17 protein-coding genes are annotated in these 17,566 nt (G+C 36.8%); 15 read left to right on the top strand and 2 right to left on the bottom strand.

Translation table 11 applies throughout. From position 1 onward, the window contains the following. Window positions 1–19: 19 nt before the first annotated feature. Window positions 20–427: an NADPH-dependent 7-cyano-7-deazaguanine reductase QueF gene (queF, locus tag EVJ47_08280; GenBank protein RZD13918.1), complete on the bottom strand. Its 408-nt coding sequence runs from the start codon at window positions 425–427 to the stop codon at window positions 20–22. A 146-nt stretch (window positions 428–573) separates the two neighbouring features. On the opposite strand from queF, the gene EVJ47_08275 reads away from it, so the two are divergent. The 12 genes from EVJ47_08275 (at window position 574) to EVJ47_08220 (ending at window position 14,523) form a co-directional block, all read left to right on the top strand. Beyond that, the gene (locus EVJ47_08275) at window positions 574–1,419 is read left to right on the top strand and encodes a glutamate racemase (GenBank protein RZD13917.1); all 846 of its coding nucleotides are present in this window, start codon (window positions 574–576) and stop codon (window positions 1,417–1,419) included. A gap of 34 nt (window positions 1,420–1,453) precedes the next feature. Next, entirely contained in the window at window positions 1,454–3,913 is a 2,460-nt protein-coding gene (locus tag EVJ47_08270; protein ID RZD13916.1) for a 5-methyltetrahydrofolate--homocysteine methyltransferase, read from the top strand. A 221-nt stretch (window positions 3,914–4,134) separates the two neighbouring features. Continuing rightward, window positions 4,135–5,544 carry a Mur ligase family protein gene (locus EVJ47_08265; protein RZD13915.1) on the top strand — a complete coding sequence of 470 codons (1,410 nt, stop codon included), beginning with the start codon at window positions 4,135–4,137 and terminating at the stop codon, window positions 5,542–5,544. A gap of 9 nt (window positions 5,545–5,553) precedes the next feature. Continuing rightward, window positions 5,554–5,922 (top strand): hypothetical protein, encoded by a 369-nt coding sequence (locus tag EVJ47_08260; GenBank protein ID RZD13914.1) that lies wholly within the window; start codon window positions 5,554–5,556, stop codon window positions 5,920–5,922. 22 nt (window positions 5,923–5,944) lie between these two features. Then, window positions 5,945–6,724, top strand: coding sequence for a DNA repair protein RecO (gene recO, locus EVJ47_08255; GenBank protein ID RZD13913.1), 780 nt, complete (start codon window positions 5,945–5,947; stop codon window positions 6,722–6,724). 21 nt (window positions 6,725–6,745) lie between these two features. Further along, the gene (locus EVJ47_08250; GenBank protein ID RZD13912.1) at window positions 6,746–8,206 is read left to right on the top strand and encodes an L-seryl-tRNA(Sec) selenium transferase; all 1,461 of its coding nucleotides are present in this window, start codon (window positions 6,746–6,748) and stop codon (window positions 8,204–8,206) included. A gap of 110 nt (window positions 8,207–8,316) precedes the next feature. Then, on the top strand, window positions 8,317–8,916 hold the full coding sequence (locus EVJ47_08245; protein RZD13911.1) for an HNH endonuclease: 600 nt from the start codon (window positions 8,317–8,319) through the stop codon (window positions 8,914–8,916). 58 nt (window positions 8,917–8,974) lie between these two features. Further along, a complete protein-coding gene (locus tag EVJ47_08240; protein ID RZD13910.1) occupies window positions 8,975–9,754 on the top strand; it encodes an ABC transporter permease in 780 nt (259 codons plus the stop codon). Between the two features lie 49 nt (window positions 9,755–9,803). Beyond that, complete coding sequence (locus EVJ47_08235) at window positions 9,804–10,556, top strand: ATP-binding cassette domain-containing protein (protein ID RZD13909.1); 753 nt, start codon at window positions 9,804–9,806, stop codon at window positions 10,554–10,556. Between the two features lie 2 nt (window positions 10,557–10,558). Continuing rightward, the gene (locus EVJ47_08230) at window positions 10,559–12,139 is read left to right on the top strand and encodes an MCE family protein (protein RZD13908.1); all 1,581 of its coding nucleotides are present in this window, start codon (window positions 10,559–10,561) and stop codon (window positions 12,137–12,139) included. A 77-nt stretch (window positions 12,140–12,216) separates the two neighbouring features. Beyond that, on the top strand, window positions 12,217–13,212 hold the full coding sequence (gene selD / locus EVJ47_08225) for a selenide, water dikinase SelD (GenBank protein RZD13907.1): 996 nt from the start codon (window positions 12,217–12,219) through the stop codon (window positions 13,210–13,212). A 54-nt stretch (window positions 13,213–13,266) separates the two neighbouring features. Continuing rightward, window positions 13,267–14,523, top strand: coding sequence for a DUF4445 domain-containing protein (locus tag EVJ47_08220; protein ID RZD13906.1), 1,257 nt, complete (start codon window positions 13,267–13,269; stop codon window positions 14,521–14,523). On the opposite strand, the gene rlmN is transcribed toward EVJ47_08220, so the two are convergent. Then, on the bottom strand, window positions 14,498–15,547 hold the full coding sequence (rlmN, locus tag EVJ47_08215; GenBank protein ID RZD13905.1) for a 23S rRNA (adenine(2503)-C(2))-methyltransferase RlmN: 1,050 nt from the start codon (window positions 15,545–15,547) through the stop codon (window positions 14,498–14,500). The genes EVJ47_08220 and rlmN overlap by 26 nt on opposite strands. A gap of 134 nt (window positions 15,548–15,681) precedes the next feature. On the opposite strand from rlmN, the gene EVJ47_08210 reads away from it, so the two are divergent. The 3 genes from EVJ47_08210 to pgsA are packed head-to-tail and all read left to right on the top strand — an operon-like array spanning window position 15,682 to window position 17,559. After that, window positions 15,682–16,401 carry a hypothetical protein gene (locus EVJ47_08210; GenBank protein ID RZD13904.1) on the top strand — a complete coding sequence of 240 codons (720 nt, stop codon included), beginning with the start codon at window positions 15,682–15,684 and terminating at the stop codon, window positions 16,399–16,401. After that, a complete protein-coding gene (locus tag EVJ47_08205; protein RZD13903.1) occupies window positions 16,398–17,009 on the top strand; it encodes a lytic transglycosylase domain-containing protein in 612 nt (203 codons plus the stop codon). The genes EVJ47_08210 and EVJ47_08205 overlap by 4 nt, the downstream gene beginning before the upstream one ends. Beyond that, the gene (pgsA, locus tag EVJ47_08200; GenBank protein RZD13902.1) at window positions 16,999–17,559 is read left to right on the top strand and encodes a CDP-diacylglycerol--glycerol-3-phosphate 3-phosphatidyltransferase; all 561 of its coding nucleotides are present in this window, start codon (window positions 16,999–17,001) and stop codon (window positions 17,557–17,559) included. The genes EVJ47_08205 and pgsA overlap by 11 nt, the downstream gene beginning before the upstream one ends. Window positions 17,560–17,566: the final 7 nt, after the last annotated feature.

Raw genomic sequence — 17,566 nt, 5'->3', positions numbered from 1 at the left:
AAATTGTAAATTTATCGTTCTATTGTTTTCTTTTGCTTTTATATGCGGTCTTAACGACGGTATCAAGTCCGCCCCTGGACTCGAATCTTGCTTCGACCTCCATAGACTTAGGTTTAAGCAATTTACTTAAATCGTTTATAATTCTGTTTACTGCGTGTTCTTGCAGTATTCCGACATTTCTGAAGGATAAAAGGTAGTATTTTAGGGATTTCATCTCGACTAATTTTTTAAAAGGGATATATGTAATTAAGAGTTCGGCAGTATCGGGAAGTCCGGTCCACGGACAAACCGAGGTAAATTCTTTGGTTCTTACGGTTACCGAGGTATCGCTTGCGGGGTATTCAAAGTCCATAGTTTCTAAAATATCCAAATCAATATTATCTTCGGTCAGAACATCGAATCTTTTTTTTAAGTATTTATCTTTCATTTTCTTGATTTGATTTAATTTTATTTAAATTTATATCGTTTTTTATTTGATATAATAGGTTTCTTTATTTTATAATAGCTAAAGCGCGTATATATGCCTTTGATATTTTACTACATTTATCTGAACTATTTCAATTATTTTATTATATGAAATACAATAATTCACCTATAGGTATATTTGATTCGGGACTCGGCGGTTTAACGGTTTTTAAAGAGGTAAGAAAGATTTTGCCTGACGAAGATTTAATATATTTTGGGGATACGGCAAGGGTTCCTTACGGTAATAAATCAAAAGAAACGGTTCTCAGATATTCGACGGAAATTTCAAAATTCTTAATAAGCAAGGGGGTTAAAATCGTCGTGGCAGCCTGCAACACATCTTCAAGCCTGGCGTTAGACGATTTGCGAAAAGGAGAAACTATTCCCATATTCGGCGTTATAGAGCCTGGAGCTAAAAAAGCGGTAGAGGTTTCTTCAGGAGGAAATATCGCTGTAATAGGGACATCTGCCACAATTAAAAGCAGGGCATATTCAAGGGTTATATACGAAGAAATTAACGCTTTAAAAAGGAGCGGCGAATATAAGTTTAAAAGTAATTTTAAGGTTATAGAAAAAGCCTGCCCTCTCTTTGTCCCCCTTGTCGAAGAGGGTTTTTTAAATGAAGAGATAACAAAAAAAGTAATAAATTACTATTTAAATCCAGTAATTGACGAAAACCTTTCCTGTCTTGTCTTCGGCTGTACCCATTACCCGATTCTTAAAGATTTAATATTAGAGGTTATAGGCCGGGATATACAAATAATAGATTCTGGAATCGAAACCGCAAAAATAGTTAAATATTTTTTGAAAGAAAACGATATGTTAAAAGATGAGGCAAAAAATGGCAGCGAATTGTTTTTTGTCAGCGACGACCTTGAAAAGTTTAAGGAATTAGGCGAAAAATTTCTAGGCAGGAAGATAGAAAATGTCAGTATAGTTAACCAATTTTTATAATATATAAAAATAAAATAAATTTGAGATTCATTTTATGATAAAGGATTTTAGAGGCGAATTAAAAAAAAGGTTGATGCTTTCGGATGGGGCTATGGGAACGGTTCTGCAGCTAAAAAACCTGCTTCCCAAAGGCTTGCTTCCCGAAAGTTTTAATGTTTCGGAAAAAATAAATTATATAAAAGATGTTCATAAAAGTTATTTTACGGCGGGAAGCGAAATAATAGTCGCCAATACATTCGGCGGCAATAGAATAAAGCTTGCCGAATACGGCCTGTCGGACATGTTGTATGCCGTAAATTTTAATGCCGTTAAAGCTGTCAAGGAAATTGCGGGTGACAGAGCGCTTGTTGCTATGTCGTTAGGTCCTACCGGAAAATTTATTTATCCCGTAGGAGATCTGGTTTTTAAAGAAAGCGTCGAAATTTACAAGGAGCAGATTAAGGCAGGGTTAGACGCAGGGGCAGACATATTCCAACTCGAAACCATGATAGATTTGCAAGAGGTAAGGAGCGCTATCATTGCGGTTAAGGAGTTATGCGATAAACCGATTATAGCAATGATGACATTCGATAACACCTTCAGGACGATTTTAGGAACCACCCCTGAGGTTTTTGCCATAGCGGCAGACAGCCTCGGAGCAGATGTAATAGGCGCAAACTGTTCCGTAGGCCCTGCGGGAATATACGAGATTTTAAAAAAGATGGCCTCCGTAACTGAAATACCGCTTATTTCTAAGCCAAATGCCGGAATACCGAAATTAATCGACGGAAAAACGGTTTTTCCGGGCAAACCGGAAGATTTTACCGTATTAATTTCGGAGCTTGCGCTAATAGGCGTAAGGGTAATTTCTGCATGCTGCGGAAGTAATGATTTGTTTACCCGTGCGCTTAAAGGCGAGATAGATACGATAAATAAAAGCGGCCTGCCCGAAAAGGGTATAAAGAAAGAATCAGGCCTATTTTTAACATCCAGAACCGATTTTGTATCCTGCGGCTATAATCATCCGCCTATCGTTATAGGCGAAAGAATAAATCCTACCGGTAAAAAAGATTTTATAGAAGAACTTAAAAACGGGAAAACCAATTATATCAGGAAAACTGCGTTAAAACAGGTTGAAGCGGGCGCAACGGTGCTTGACCTTAATGTGGGTGTTCCCGGAACCGATGAAATAAATTTAATGAAAAAAGGGATAATCGCCGTAACGAGTGTTGTGCATACACCTGTTTCTATAGATTCTTCCGATCCGGCCGTTTTAGAAGAAGCTCTTATGCTGTATCCCGGCAAGCCGCTTATAAATTCGATAAGCGGCGAAGAAAAGAAACTTGCGAAGATTATGCCTTTGATTAAAAAATACGGGGCAGGCGTTTTGATTTTAGCCTTAGACGATGCGGGGATTCCGGAGACTGCGGAAAAAAGGCTGGAAACGGCATATAAAGTATATCAAAGACTTGTAGATTACGGCATAAAATCTTATGACATTATCATTGACTTTCTTACCCTTCCGATAAGCGCAGGACAGGAAAAGGCAATGGTAACAATAGACGCGCTTTCAAAAAATAAAACTTTACTAAATCTTCCTACCGTTTTAGGTATCAGCAATGTATCGTTCGGACTTCCAAAAAGGTCATATATTAATTCGTCATTTTTATCGCTGTGCATTAAAGAGGGCTTAAGCGCCTCTATAATAAATCCCGAAGATAACTATTTAATGGCAAATTTTTATGCTATAAATGCCCTCCTGGGGAAAGACTATCTTTTTAAGAACTATATAAACAAGTATTCGGCGGAAGCAAGGGACTATGCCGGCAATAGCAATAGAGAGAAAAATCCTGATTTGGCTTCCGGAAAAACAGTGGGAGTCCAGTTGTATGATGCCGTTGTTCATGGAGAAAAGGAGCATATCGCTCATTATGTCGAAAAACTTCTAAGCGATGGGGATTTGCCGTTAGATATCGGAAATAAATATTTAATACCCGCATTGGAAGAAGTCGGCAGGCTTTTTGATAAAAACATTTATTTTCTTCCTCAGGTTATGGAAAGCGCAGAGGCTATGAAAATAGCCTTTAGCAGAATTAAACGGGAGCTGCCTAAAAGCGGCGCTTCCACAGGGCCTAAAATTTTAATGGCTACGGTTGAGGGCGATGTCCACGATATAGGAAAAAATATAGTATCCATGCTTCTTGAAAATAACGGCTACGAGGTTATAGACCTTGGCAGGAATGTAAAGACCGAAAGGATAATAGAAGAAGCTATAAAAAATAAAGTTGATTTCGTAGGCCTTTCGGCTTTGATGACAACGACCGTTACGGAAATGGAGCATGTTATCAAGGAACTGAAGAAACATAATTTAAAGGTATTTTCAATGGTTGGCGGGGCTGTCGTAACGGATGATTACGCAAAATCGATAAATGCCGATATTTATGCTAAAAATGCAATGGAAGCAGTCGAAAAAATTAAACAATATTTGTCCCGCCCGATAAGCGGGAATATATAAACGATTTATGACGGTTTCATGGAAGCTATATTACAATTTTGTTACAATTTTGTTACAATTTTATGACAATTTCACAATGGTTGTAAAATTTTTTTTGAAAGCCTTATTCTCATAAAGTCGATTTGTTAAACAAATCGAATAATTAATCAAATTGATTAATAATTAATCAATATTAAGTTATTAATATTTATAATAAAATATTATAACTTATTGAATTTATTATGACTTTAAGATTTAAAAATAAAATTGAAATTCTTTTTTACAAATTTTTTAAAAGTGTTTTAAATATCTTTTTTAAAAGGGAAGGCGATGTTTTACCCGCCCATATTTTAAAGAAGTTAGATAAAGATATTTTCGACGATTTTTCGAAAGACATTAATTCACGCGGCGTTCCTGTTATTATCGTTACCGGAACCAACGGTAAAACTACAACCTCAAACCTGATTGCAGGCGCTCTTAGAAATTCGGGTAAAAATGTATGTACTAATTCAAACGGCGCTAATATGCCGAACGGAATTTTTGGATCCATTATAGGTTTATATAATTTAACGCTGAAATTTAATGCCGATTTTATCGTTATGGAGGTAGATGAAAAGGTTTTTCCTTATATAGTTTCAAAGTTAAGCCCGAATGTTATCGTTATTACTAATTTCTACAGGGACCAGCTAGACAGATACGGCGAGGTCAATATAACGGTAAATAAGATAAAAAACGCTATAAAAGATTTGCCTTATCCGCCTGTTCTCATTTTACCCTCTTACGAGCCTTTAGGTTCTTTTATCGGTTATGGACTTAACAATCCGCAGATTTATTACGGCTTTAATGAAAACTTCTTTGAAAATGAAATAAATAAAATTAGAGGGGTTTCTTCCAATTTATCCGATGCTTTAACCTGCCCTAATTGCGGGCATATTCTTTTTTGTGAAAAAAATTTAAATAAAAGTCTATTTTTATTAAGATTTAATTGTAAATATTGCGGATTCGAAAGTAAAGAACCTGAAATTTATGCTTGTGAATTTAGCGGTAAAGGGATGAAAGGTTTATGCAATAAAACTGCGGACAAAATATTTTATTTTAAGCCAAAGTTATCCGGCGACTACAATATGGCTAATTATGCGGCGGCTTATGCGGTTTTAAAAAATTATACGCTTAACAATAAAATCATAAGGACTTCATTTGAGAATTTTAGGACAAAATTTGGAAGGTCATATAAAAAGATTTTTAAAGGAATCGAAATCAATGTTGACCTTGTTAAAAATCCGACCGGGTTTAACAGGGTTTTAGAAAAGATTACGGGTGAAGATGGTTTTATAAATGTTCTATTTGCTTTTTCCGATAGAGATGCCGACGGCAGAGATGTTTCGTGGATTTGGGATGTCGATTTCGAGGGGTACGCAGGTAAACTCGGCAAAATCGTAATTACGGGCGCCCGCCCCTTTGATATGGCGATAAGATTGCAGACCGCCGGCATAGATAAAGACAGCATTATAGTAGATCATAACTTAAAAAGTTCTTTAAAAAAAATTATTAAAATTTGCGGGGAAGGCGGTGGCAGAGATGGCGGGAATAAAAAAATTTTTATTTTACCCACTTATACCGAGCTTTTGAAATTTAAAAAGTATATAATATAAATATAAATTATGCTGACAAATCCTTACATCTTTATGGGTCTTGCCGTTATATTTACATCGATTGGGCAAATTTTGCAAAAAATCGGCTCCGGCATGGTTAAAAAGGAACATTTAAAGATAGGCATAAGGTCTATCCTTGTTTTTTTAAATCCATTTATATTCAGCGCGCTGATAATGCTTTTTTTTGCGACGATATTTTACCTTCTTGCACTGTCTAAACTGCCTTTATCTATTGCATATCCGATGCTTTCAAGCGGCTATGTACTTGTAGTTCTCTTATCGAAAATATTTTTAAAGGAAGAGGTCAGCCTTAAAAGATGGTTTGGGGTTTTTATAATCATGATAGGAATATTTGTAATATTTAATTCTGGAAAATAAATAATTCTGCATCTTCTATGCTATGAAATTATTCTCTACAAATGCATTTGTGATATATATAAAAAAATTAAACGAGGCTGATTTGCTTTTGAGCTATATCACCGAAGATTACGGAAAGATTACCTGTTTTGCCAATAATGCGAGGAAAAGCAGGAAAAGATTTCTGGGCAAATTAGAGCCTGCAATGCTCACGAATATAAAATTTTATGAAAAGGCGGGCATGACTTTAGATATTTTGTACGAAGCGGATATAGTCGAAGATTACAAGAATGTTAGAAAGGATATAGATATTTATCTTTTTCTAACCAAGATTGCCGAGGTTTCAAGGGTTTTATGTCAGGAAAGGGATAACAATAAAAATATTTTTTATCTTACCCGCGCCATTTATAAAGGTCTTAACCATGTCGGCGCAAAAGCATCTTCGCCTGATTTTTCTATGACCGCGATATTGCTTAAATACGAGATTTATTTTATATCTAATTTGTTAAAATATACGGGCATATTTCCTAACTTTTCGACCTGCACCGTTTGTTCGGAGAAGAATGCGGATAACAAATTTTATTTTAGCCTAAAAAAGGGGGGCGTTGTTTGCGGCTCTTGCGCCAATTCAGGAAATAATGCAGGAATAAGAAATTTGCCCGTTAATTTTATTAATTTATCTAATTTAATGATGGAATCGGATTTGTCGATAATAAATAAATTGGTCGTTAAAGAAGAATTATTAAGGGAATGTTCCACATTTTTGGAAGATTTTTTATCATTTCATATAGGTAAAAGGTTAAAATCTTTTGAGAGCCTTTAAAATTATAAATCAAAAAAATTTATGGAACACAATAAAAACGATATATTAAGAAAATTTCCGAGTATCTATGAAATCCTTGAAAATAAGGATGTTAAATTGCTTAGCAAAGCTTTTTCTTATAATTTTGTAAAAGGAAGGCTTAATGCTTTAATAAAACAGGAAAAAGATAATGTTTTAAATCTTTTAAATATGGAAACGGCGGAAACCGGAAATATCGATGAGGAAAGGTTTAAGGTTGAATATTTTGCCGGCAAGCTTAAAAATGACTTAAACAATTTTTCTTTTAATTTAAAAAGAGTCGTCAACGGGACCGGCGTCGTTATCCATACAAACTTAGGGCGTTCCATTTTACCGGAAAGAGCCGTTAAAAATGTTGCGCAAATATCATCGTCCTATTCAAATTTAGAATTTAGTTTGACGGAGGGTAAAAGAGGCAAAAGATATTCGCATGTGGAATCCCTGCTTCAAAAAATTTTAAAATGCGAAAGGGCTATCGTCGTGAATAATAATGCGGCCGCTGTTTTTATGTCGCTGTCATCATTTTGTGCGGAACAAAAAAAGGAAGTAATAGTTTCGAGAGGGGAACTTATCGAAATTGGCGGGTCGTTTAGAATACCCGACATAATGAAGGCTTCGGGGGCTGTTTTAGTGGAAGTCGGTACCACAAATAAGACAAAGCCTTCAGATTATGAAAAAAATATAAATGAAAACACGGCTCTTTTATTAAAGGTGCACCATAGCAATTTTAGAATGAGGGGTTTTGTTAGCGAACTATCGAGCAAAGATATTGTTTCCATCGGTAAAAACCACCGTATACCCGTTATGGAGGACTTGGGTTCGGGCAGTTTTGTGGGTATCGAAAGATTTGGATTGCCTCACGAACCCACTGCGCCGGAGGTTGTTAATGCAGGTGTGGATATTATCACATTTAGCGGAGATAAGCTTTTAGGGGGACCTCAGGCAGGAATAATAGCGGGAAAAAAAGAGTATGTGGATTTAATTGCGTCAAATCCGTTAAACAGGGCATTTAGAATAGATAAAATGACGCTTGCCGCGCTTGAAGCCGTCCTTTTTGAATATTTGGATATCGAAACCGCGGTTAAAAGAATACCTACCCTTTTTTTTCTTTCGCAAAGCGGAGAAGATATTAAAAGAAAAGCATTCAGGCTTTTAAATAAAATTAAAAAACTTGAATATATAAATAAAAATATATACAATTTTAAGATAATAGAGGATTTAAGTATCGTAGGAGGCGGAGCTTTGCCGGATTACGAACTCAAAACATATTCCATAAGCATTGCCCATAAAACATTAAGCGCCGATAAATTGAGCCGGATTTTTCGCGGTTTTGGCGTTCCGATCATCGGAAAAATCAAAAATGATGAATTCCTGATTGATCTCAGGACCGTGCTCGAGATAGATTTTAAAGATATAATACAAGCGTTAAAATCTATTCCAGATAAGGAATACGAATATTTTTAGTTTTTTATTTTTTTGATTTATTGATATAATGGTTCAATAAGGCTATAATATTTATAATTATTATAATACTTAAATACAATTTGTATCTTTAATCAATTTGAATAGAAATTATGCTTTCATCAAGCGTTCTTGTTTTAAACAAATCTTTTTTGCCCGTTCACGTTACATCCTTAAAAAGAGGACTGATCCTTCTTTATCAAGGTGTTGCCAGGGCTGTGGATGAAAATTATAGAACATTTAGCTTTGACTCGTGGCAGAGCCTGTCTATCATTGAAGAATCTAAATCAATAGGGCTTGTAGATAGAATGATCAGGGCGCCAAGGGTTATAATCCTTGCTAACTATGATAAACTGCCCAAAAGATATATAAAATTTTCAAGGGCTAACATATTTTTAAGGGATAAAAATAAATGCCAGTATTGCGGCAGGGAGTTTAAAAAAACTGAGTTGAATCTTGACCATGTCGTTCCAAGGACGCATGGCGGGGTTTCATCATGGGAAAATGTGGTATGCAGTTGTATCCCCTGCAACAGAAATAAAGGCGGAAGAACGCCTGAAGGAGCGGGAATGAAACTTATCAGGAAACCTCGGAAACCCGAATGGTCCCCTTATTATCATATATCTCTTACAAATGTTATGTATAAAGAGTGGATGCCGTTTCTAAGCCTCGTCGATAATGCTTATTGGCATGTGGAGCTGGAGGAATCGTAATAAAGTATCGGCCACTTACGGCATTTGCAAAATTATAAACATTAACATATATAGTTCAATGAATGGAATACTCACCCCTTTTGAAAGTATCGGCAAATTTATATTAAAAACAACCGATGAATTGGGCTCTCTTGTTATTTATCTGTGGGAATCCATTCTTTCTATATTCAGATATTCCATAAATTTCGGCAATCTAATAGACCAGATGGCTTTTATCGGCATGGATTCCTTTTATGTTGTCGGTTTAACAGGCCTTTTCACAGGCATGGTATTATCGCTCCAGTCATATTATGCGGCTAAAATTGTCGGCGTAACTTATATGATAGGCCCTACGGTCGCTTTATCCATGACAAGGGAATTGGGGCCGGTCTTAACCGCGCTTATGATAACGGCAAGATGCGGTTCGTCTATGGCTTCCGAAATCGGCACAATGAAGGTAACGGAGCAAATAGACGCGCTTGAAGTGATGGCCGTCGATCCATACTATTATCTTTCGATTCCCCGGATTCTGGCCGCCATGGTTATGCTCCCGATTATGACAATCTTGTGTTCGCTGATCGGCATAATCGGCGGTTATATCGTTTACACTTATTTTTTAGGGCTCAATCATATTACTTATGTAGAAAAAATATATCAGTATATGAAACTAAGCGATATATATAACGGCCTTTTAAAGGCGGTTTTCTTTGGTATAATACTTGCGACGATTAGCACATTTAAAGGCTTTGAAACAACCGGCGGGTCAAAAGGCGTTGGCCGTTTTACGACCCAGGCCGTGGTATTAAGTTCTGTATATATTCTTTTTGCGGACTATATTCTTACTTCTATCCTTTTTTAATAATTTTTAAAAAATTTAGTTAAAATTGTCAAAATCATTTTAAAATGCTATGATTATCCTTGAACGATTATCGAAATCTTTTAATGGCATCAAGGTGTTAAATGATCTGGATATAAAATTTGACGACCAAAAAATTACGGTTGTAATAGGCAGGAGCGGCGGCGGAAAAAGCGTTATGCTTAAGCATATAATAGGTTTAATTAAGCCGGACTCCGGAAGAGTTTTGGTGGATGGCATAGATATCAATATCTTAAAAAGAAAGGAACTTAATGAAATCAGGAAAAAATTTGGCATGGTTTTTCAAGACGGGGCGCTTTTTGATTCTATAAATATATTTGAAAATATAGCTTTTCCGATAAGGCAGCATACTAAGTTTAAGGAAAGCGAGATTAAAGACAGGGTTCATTCGATGCTTGGCGATGTAGGGTTGAGCGGACAGGAATTAAAGATGCCGTCGGAGATTTCCGGCGGCATGAGAAAAAGAGTGGCAGTGGCAAGGGCTTTAATACTTAACCCCGAAATAGTTCTTTTTGACGAACCCACTACCGGACTTGATCCTATTATGTCGGATGCGATAAATAATTTAATCATATCGATTTATAACAAATTTAAATTCACAGGAATAATAATAAGCCATGATATAGAAGGCGCGTATAAAACTGGGGATGTAATCGCAATGCTTTACGACGGTTCCATTATCGAGATAGGGAGTCCTGCGGAAATTAAAAGTTCAAAGAATCCGGTAGTGAGCCAGTTTGTTGCCGGAAGCATGATCGGCCCGATTAATTTTAATACGATTTAATTATGAAATTAAATAAAGAAACCAGGGTAGGTATCTTTACGGTAATCGTTTTATTAATACTCGCCTATTTTTCCATTAGGGTTGGAAAGGTTTATATCTTCAAGCCTCCTACCTATACTATATCGGCTTATTTTAAATCGGCAAACGGCATCGGCATAGGGACGGAAGTTACTATGGCGGGAATAAAAATAGGGAGGGTCGAAAAGATTGAATTGGAAAACGGCATGGCAAGGGTTTACATGGCGATAGACTCCCAGTATAAAGTTTATCCCCAGTATGTCGCTTCCATCAGATCGATGAGTTTATTGGGGGAGAGTTATATCTCTATTTCACCTGTCGGGACTCCGGCGGCTCAAGCGAAAGAACTTTTGAACGGGGAAATCGTTAAGAGCGAGGTATCGCCACAAAGTATGTCCGCGCTTATTATGAAGTTTGCCAAAACCGCGGACGATTTAGAGAAAGTTTCCAGATCGCTTAGAAATTCCGTTGGAACAAAGACCGGAGAAAAGCATATAAAAGAAATTCTTTATAATATTGCCATGCTTTCAAAAAATTTAAACAGGCTTGTTTATATAAATCAGGAAAATGTCAATACCATTATGTCTAATTTCGCATCTATTTCAAAACACATAAACGGTTTAACCGTTAAAAACGATGCGGCTATCACAAGAACGATTCATAATTTTGATTCCATATCTTATAATTTAAAAAAGGAACTTCCCGCTATTACGGAAAACATACGGGGTCTTTCCACTAATTTAAATCATATTGTTGCCAAAAATAAAAATAATATTAACGAAAGCCTAAAAAACATCAACTCCGATACAAAAAAATTGCAGCTGTCGTTAGATGAAATATACGGCATATCTTCAAAAATAAACAAGGGGCAGGGAACAATCGGGAAACTTGTCAATAGAAATTCGGTATATAACAATTTAAACGGTTCTCTTAAGGGCATTAATAACTTAGTAGGCGGTTACAGTCAATTTCAGATTAAAATGAACATGAATTCCCAATACCTTGCCAGAAGTAAAAGCTCTATAACTCAGGTAAATGTCAAACTTCAGCCGTCTCCCGGTCATTATTACGAGCTGGGCGTCGCTTCCGTACCTATGGGTTACGGCAACACATTCGGCGAGACGCAGACGACGACATATACGACTAACAGCCCGCCCTCCGGGCAGTTTTATCCATCGAGTATAACCACAAACACGACGCAATACACATATTCCAACAGCATAAAGTTTAACGCCTTGATAGCCAAAAATTTTTATAATTTTACCCTTCTTGCAGGTTTATTATATTCGACGGGCGGGGTCGGGATTAATTACTATATACCCGGCACGAATAAAAATGTTAAGCTTTATACAAGGGCATTCGGGTTTAATTCGAACAACGGTAACGTCAGCGAATATGTTGACGCCGGCATTGCGTACACATTTTACAGGCATTTATTTTTAGATGCCGGATACGACGACATCTTTAGTAATCATAACAGGTCTGTTTACATCGGCGGCGGCGTTAAATTTACAGATAAGGACCTTAAATATCTCATAGTGGGCGGCAAAATGCCTATGCCGTAACACACAGGTAAATAAACATGACGGCAAAAAAATATAAACTTACAAGTTTGACAAGCGCCCACGGCTGAGGATGCAAGATAGGTCCGGAGGACCTCTCGAAGATTCTCGAAAAATTGCCTGTTCCAAAAAATGATAATGTTTTGGTCGGGTTTGGGTATAAAGATGATGCGGGCGTTTATAAAATAAGCGACGATTCTTGCCTTATTCAAACAGTCGATTTTTTTACGCCTGTGGTGGACGACCCTTATACTTTTGGCCAGATTGCCGCCGCAAATGCGCTTTCGGATGTCTATGCAATGGGGGGGAAGCCGATAACGGCTTTAAATATTGCCTGTTTCCCGATTGAGGAAGTAGAAAAAGAGGTTTTCAACCTGATACTTCTTGGCGGTCTGGATAAGATAAACGAGGCAGGGGCAGCGCTTTTAGGCGGCCACTCGATAGACGACAAAGAGCTTAAATACGGGCTTAGCGTTACGGGGGTTTGCAATATAAATGAAATTTATTCTAATCAGGGGGCAAGCCCCGGGGATATCTTATATTTAACCAAAAGTCTCGGAACAGGGTTTGTCGTCAGCGCTATCTGTACGGATTTTTTAAGCAAGGATTCGCTAAACGAAGCCTCTTTGTCTATGTCAAAGCTCAATAAAAAAGCCTCGGAGCTTGCCGTTTCTTTAAAATCGCCAAATGCTATTACGGATGTTACGGGCTTCGGGCTGGTCGGGCATTTAAGCGAGATGATGATTGCAAGCGGCGCCGCATGCGAGATTGATTTATCCGCTCTTCCCGCTATAAACGGGGTATATGAGTTAATTAAGAAAGGTATAAACCCGTCAGGAACCAAACGAAACAGAAAATATTTTTCAAAATATGTATCCACCTTGAGAAATGTCGATGAAAATTTATTGTGGTTAGCTTTTGGCGCAGAAACCTCAGGCGGACTTGTAATGCCGGTTCCTGAATTAAAATCGAAGGCGCTGGAGCACGCTTTTAAAGATGCGGGAGAGCCGTTGCACAAAATAGGCAAAGTATTACAAAAAACTCCGGGAAAGGGTGCCCTTATTTATATGGTTTAAACATAATCCTTATTATCGTCCCGCCTTTATTCTTTATTTGTCGGGTTAATCGGAATGCGAAATAGATATTTTTTAGGAATCGATCTTGGAACGACGACGGTTGCCGCCGCTTTGGCAAATAGTGAAAATTCCGTTATCTCAAGCAAAAGCATATTAAATTTTCAATACCCCGAATTTGGCCTTGATTCCATCAAAAGAATACAGAATGGATTAGACCAGAATTCCGTTAAAAAGTTGCAGCAAAGAGCGGTCTTAACTATAAATACATTAATAGATGATATTAAAAAGGAAACCAGACTCGACTATAACGATATCGAAATTGTTGCGATAGCGGGCAATACGGTTATGGAAATGGCCTTGTGCGGCTATCCGCTTGCTCCGCTTTCGAAGCCGCCTTATAGGGCTTCGGCTGACCTGTTCTTTCCCGATAAAACCGATTTTTTACAGGACTTTTGTTTAAAGAACAAGGAGTTATTTATATTCCCGATATTGGATGGATTTGTCGGGGGCGATACGGTGGCTTCCATCTATTATCTGGATATGGCAAAAAGAGATAAACCGATTTTTCTGGCAGATTTTGGAACAAATGTCGAAATAGCCATAGGAAATAAGCATAAGATATATACCGCTTCCGCTCCCGCAGGTCCGGCGTTTGAGGGCGGAAACATTAAGTTTGGGATGACGGCAGAAACCGGCGCTATTTTTGATGTAAAACTTAAAAACGGCATATTTAAGTTTAAGACAATAAACGATGCTAGGCCGAAGGGAATTTGCGGAAGCGGTATAATGAGCCTTATGCATGAGCTTTTAAAAGAAAATATTATAGATAGAAACGGAAGAATTCTTCCCCCTGACTTAATAGATTCCGAAAGCTATTCCGTAATCGATACAAAGAATGGGGGACAGGAGGTTGTCCTGTATTTCGACGATAAAATTAATATGCGGTTTTTTCAGGAAGATGTCAGGCAATTTCAGTTAGCCAAATCAGCAGTTAAATCTGCATCGGAAATCCTTATAGAAAAATTTAAAATTTATAATGACGATGATTTCGATGTTTACCTTTCGGGGACATTCGGTAGCCATATAAAGCCCGAAATTATTGATTTAATAGACATTCTTCCGTTTAAAGGGAAAACGATAAATTTTACCTCAGATTCGGTCCTTTCAGGATGCCTTAAATATATAACGGCAAAACCGTCCGAAAGAGAAAAGGATTTAAGAGATATAATCAAAATCGCAAAAAACTTTCCCCTTTCCGGCAGTAAGCTTTTCGAAAAACATTTTATTAAGAATATAGCATTTTTGCCGTGAGCTGTCCGCACCCGCCGTTTATCGATTGCGCTTTAGAAAATCTTGTCGTTACGGTGAACCCCGCTTTGAGCAATTTAACTTTAAAATCGTTAATAACTTTATCGTCGGGTCTTTCTAAGTTTTTTAAAAATATGGAATCTTCTCCTTTATTTAATGGTATCAAGTTAAATTTTACTTTTGAAGGGGAAAACATTTTTATAAGCTCTTTAGCGTTTGAAATACCGTCATTCACACCTTTTATCAGCACATACTCCAGCGTTATTTTGTTATGGACGGAAGGTTTTTTGCGATTTATTAAATTAACGATGCTTTCTAACGGAAACTTTTTGTTGATGGGCATAAGCTTATTTCTTGTAATATTATCAGAAGCGTTTAGAGATATGGCGATTTTATATTTAAATTTTTCGATGTCGTGAAGTTTATCTAATAAGCCGCAAGTCGAAATAGTGATTTTCCGCGGCGCTATAGCAAGAAACTTGTTATCCGACATAATATTTAATGATTTTTCTACCTCTGCCATGTTGTCTAACGGTTCGCCCATACCCATAAAAACTACATTTGTAATTTTTTCTTTTATATCCTCGTTTACCAGCAATATTTGGGATATTATTTCACCCGAGGATAAGTTTCTGCCTGCGCCGAGTCCTGCAGTTTCACAAAATGCGCAGCCCATTTTACATCCTATTTGAGACGAGACGCATAAAGTTTTTCTGTTATTATAATTTATTAATACCGATTCTATGGTCATATCATCCGCAAGCCTGATTAAATATTTCTTTGAATAGCCGTTTGTATCCTCTTCGTATGTCGTTCCTGCTATCCCCGGCAGATTAATATGAAAATTATTCGATAACTCATTCCTTAAAGGCTTCGGGATGTCGGTCATTTTAGTAAAATCGAGGGTCTGATAGAAATAAACCCATCTCATAACCTGATGAGCGTTATACTTTTTAAACCCGTTTAAAATGCAGAATTCTTCCAATTCCAGCTGCGATTTATCGAATAGCGATTCCTTATTTTTCATTTTTATTTTTTAACAAGTTCGGAGCTTGTCTTAAGTAGTAAAGTGTGATAAATTCTATTATATAATTTTAACATGTATTTGTATCATTTGTATTATATTATAACATTTATCGGGAATTATTAAAACATCGGCGCATGTCCAATATCGGAGAAGAAATTTATAAGAAAAGCATAACCATAATAGATTCTTTACTAAAAGGGAATACCCGTTTCGACGGTTTTTATTCCGAAGCAGAAAAGGCGGTTGTTAAAAGAGTTATCCATGCTACGAGCGATATAAATTATGCCGAAACCATTTTCTTCACAAACAATTCGGTTCAAAGGGGGATAAATCTTATTAACGGAAAAATTAAAAAAAAAGAACCGTTAAAAATTGTATGCGATTCCGAAATGACTAAAGCAGGTATCAGTAAAAATGCCAACAAAAATATTATACTTGATTTAAACTGCTATATAGGTTTTAATCATGATATTTTAGCGGAAAAGCAGCAAGATTTAGAAAATAAATATGAATTTTTAGGTAAGATGAAAGATAACGGGGGCAACAATAATATAACGAAAACGGCTCTTTCTATAAGGCTGGCGACTATAGAAAAATTACCGGATATAATCGTGATAGGAAACGCTCCGACCGCGCTTGTCGAGGTCATGGATTTATGCAAGCGGCTTTATAATTTTATAAATTACAATCCGCCTATAATAATAGCCATGCCTGTCGGTTTTGTCGGGGCGGCAGAGTCCAAAAAATTGCTTTACGAAGATAATTTTTATTCCTCCGTCGGCAATTTCGGAAATTTTGGAGGAAGTTCCTCCGCCGCTTCCGCCGTAAACGCTCTTTTGGCCTGTAGTTTATGAAAAAATATTTTATGAAAAAATATGCATATTTATTATTGATTTTTGTTTCTTTTTGCTTAATTAATTTTGTTAATCTCAAGGCAGGGGCGGCCGACATCTATATGCGCGTCGGCAAAAACGGAACGGTTTATTTTTCTAATGTTCCCGTTTCGAATAACTATCGGCTTTATATGAAGACAAGGCAGCACTCAAATAATTTTAAAGGGTACAATAATGTCTTATACAGAAAGATAATACTTAAAGCCTCCAATAAATATAAAGTTAGTTCCAGATTGATAGAAGCCGTTATAAAGGCAGAATCAGGATTTAATGACGATGCGGTTTCGGATAAAGGCGCCGAAGGGCTTATGCAATTAATGCCCGGGACTCAGAGGCAACTTAATGTCTTGAAGCCGTTTAATCCGTCTCAAAACATTTATGGCGGAACAAAATACTTAAAAAGCCTTATTGTCAGGTATAACGGGGATCTGCCCCTGGCTCTCGCCGCATATAACGCGGGAAGCAAAGCCGTTAAAAAATACGGAGGCATACCCCCGTACAGCGAAACCCGCGGTTATGTTAACGAGGTAATGAAGTATTACAGGAGGGAAAGTAACAATGCAAAGTAAAAAACAAATATATAACCTGCCCAATCTTTTGACGATGTCTAGAATTTTAATTATACCCGTGATATTTGCGTTGTTATTTTTCAAAAAAGAAATTTACGGCATATATGCCTCGGTTTTTTTTATCTTTGCCGTATTAACTGATTTTATAGACGGCTATATAGCAAGAAAGAAAAAATTGGTAACAAATTTAGGAATTTTTTTAGATCCTATCGCCGATAAACTTCTTGTAGTAACAATTCTTATAATGCTTATTCCATTAAATAGAATTCCTGCATGGGTGGTTGTTATAATTATATTCAGGGAAATATTTATTATGGGGTTAAGGGCTATTGCCAGTGAAAAAGGGGTCGTTATTTCTGCGGGAAAGGAGGGGAAATGGAAAACCGCTTTTCAAATGTTCGGCATATTTTTTTTATTGATTTATTATGAGCATTTTAATATAAATTTTGGGGACATAGGTCTTATATTGATTTTTATCAGTATAGTATTTTCACTGATTTCTTCGTATAAATATTTGAAAAGCGTATCAGGCGTGCTATTGGAAAGTTAGCAGGCGG

Source organism: Candidatus Acidulodesulfobacterium ferriphilum (genome assembly GCA_004195035.1).
Classification (GTDB): Bacteria; SZUA-79; SZUA-79; order Acidulodesulfobacterales; family Acidulodesulfobacteraceae; genus Acidulodesulfobacterium; species Acidulodesulfobacterium ferriphilum.
The sequence above is the reverse complement of the archived record's forward strand: the minus strand, read 5'-3'. Positions and strand labels throughout refer to the sequence as shown.

Excerpts from the sequence above, each read along its gene's own strand:
- EVJ47_08220 (RZD13906.1), top strand. The coding sequence starts at position 13,267 with ATGCGAAATAGATATTTTTTAGGAATCGATCTTGGAACGACGACGGTT.
- pgsA (RZD13902.1), top strand. The coding sequence starts at position 16,999 with ATGCAAAGTAAAAAACAAATATATAACCTGCCCAATCTTTTGACGATG.
- rlmN (RZD13905.1), bottom strand. The coding sequence starts at position 15,547 with ATGAAAAATAAGGAATCGCTATTCGATAAATCGCAGCTGGAATTGGAA.
- EVJ47_08240 (RZD13910.1), top strand. The coding sequence starts at position 8,975 with ATGAATGGAATACTCACCCCTTTTGAAAGTATCGGCAAATTTATATTA.
- recO (RZD13913.1), top strand. The coding sequence starts at position 5,945 with ATGAAATTATTCTCTACAAATGCATTTGTGATATATATAAAAAAATTA.
- queF (RZD13918.1), bottom strand. The coding sequence starts at position 427 with ATGAAAGATAAATACTTAAAAAAAAGATTCGATGTTCTGACCGAAGAT.
- EVJ47_08275 (RZD13917.1), top strand. The coding sequence starts at position 574 with ATGAAATACAATAATTCACCTATAGGTATATTTGATTCGGGACTCGGC.
- EVJ47_08260 (RZD13914.1), top strand. The coding sequence starts at position 5,554 with ATGCTGACAAATCCTTACATCTTTATGGGTCTTGCCGTTATATTTACA.
- EVJ47_08210 (RZD13904.1), top strand. The coding sequence starts at position 15,682 with ATGTCCAATATCGGAGAAGAAATTTATAAGAAAAGCATAACCATAATA.
- EVJ47_08250 (RZD13912.1), top strand. The coding sequence starts at position 6,746 with ATGGAACACAATAAAAACGATATATTAAGAAAATTTCCGAGTATCTAT.
- EVJ47_08245 (RZD13911.1), top strand. The coding sequence starts at position 8,317 with ATGCTTTCATCAAGCGTTCTTGTTTTAAACAAATCTTTTTTGCCCGTT.
- EVJ47_08265 (RZD13915.1), top strand. The coding sequence starts at position 4,135 with ATGACTTTAAGATTTAAAAATAAAATTGAAATTCTTTTTTACAAATTT.
- EVJ47_08270 (RZD13916.1), top strand. The coding sequence starts at position 1,454 with ATGATAAAGGATTTTAGAGGCGAATTAAAAAAAAGGTTGATGCTTTCG.
- EVJ47_08230 (RZD13908.1), top strand. The coding sequence starts at position 10,559 with ATGAAATTAAATAAAGAAACCAGGGTAGGTATCTTTACGGTAATCGTT.
- EVJ47_08205 (RZD13903.1), top strand. The coding sequence starts at position 16,398 with ATGAAAAAATATTTTATGAAAAAATATGCATATTTATTATTGATTTTT.
- EVJ47_08235 (RZD13909.1), top strand. The coding sequence starts at position 9,804 with ATGATTATCCTTGAACGATTATCGAAATCTTTTAATGGCATCAAGGTG.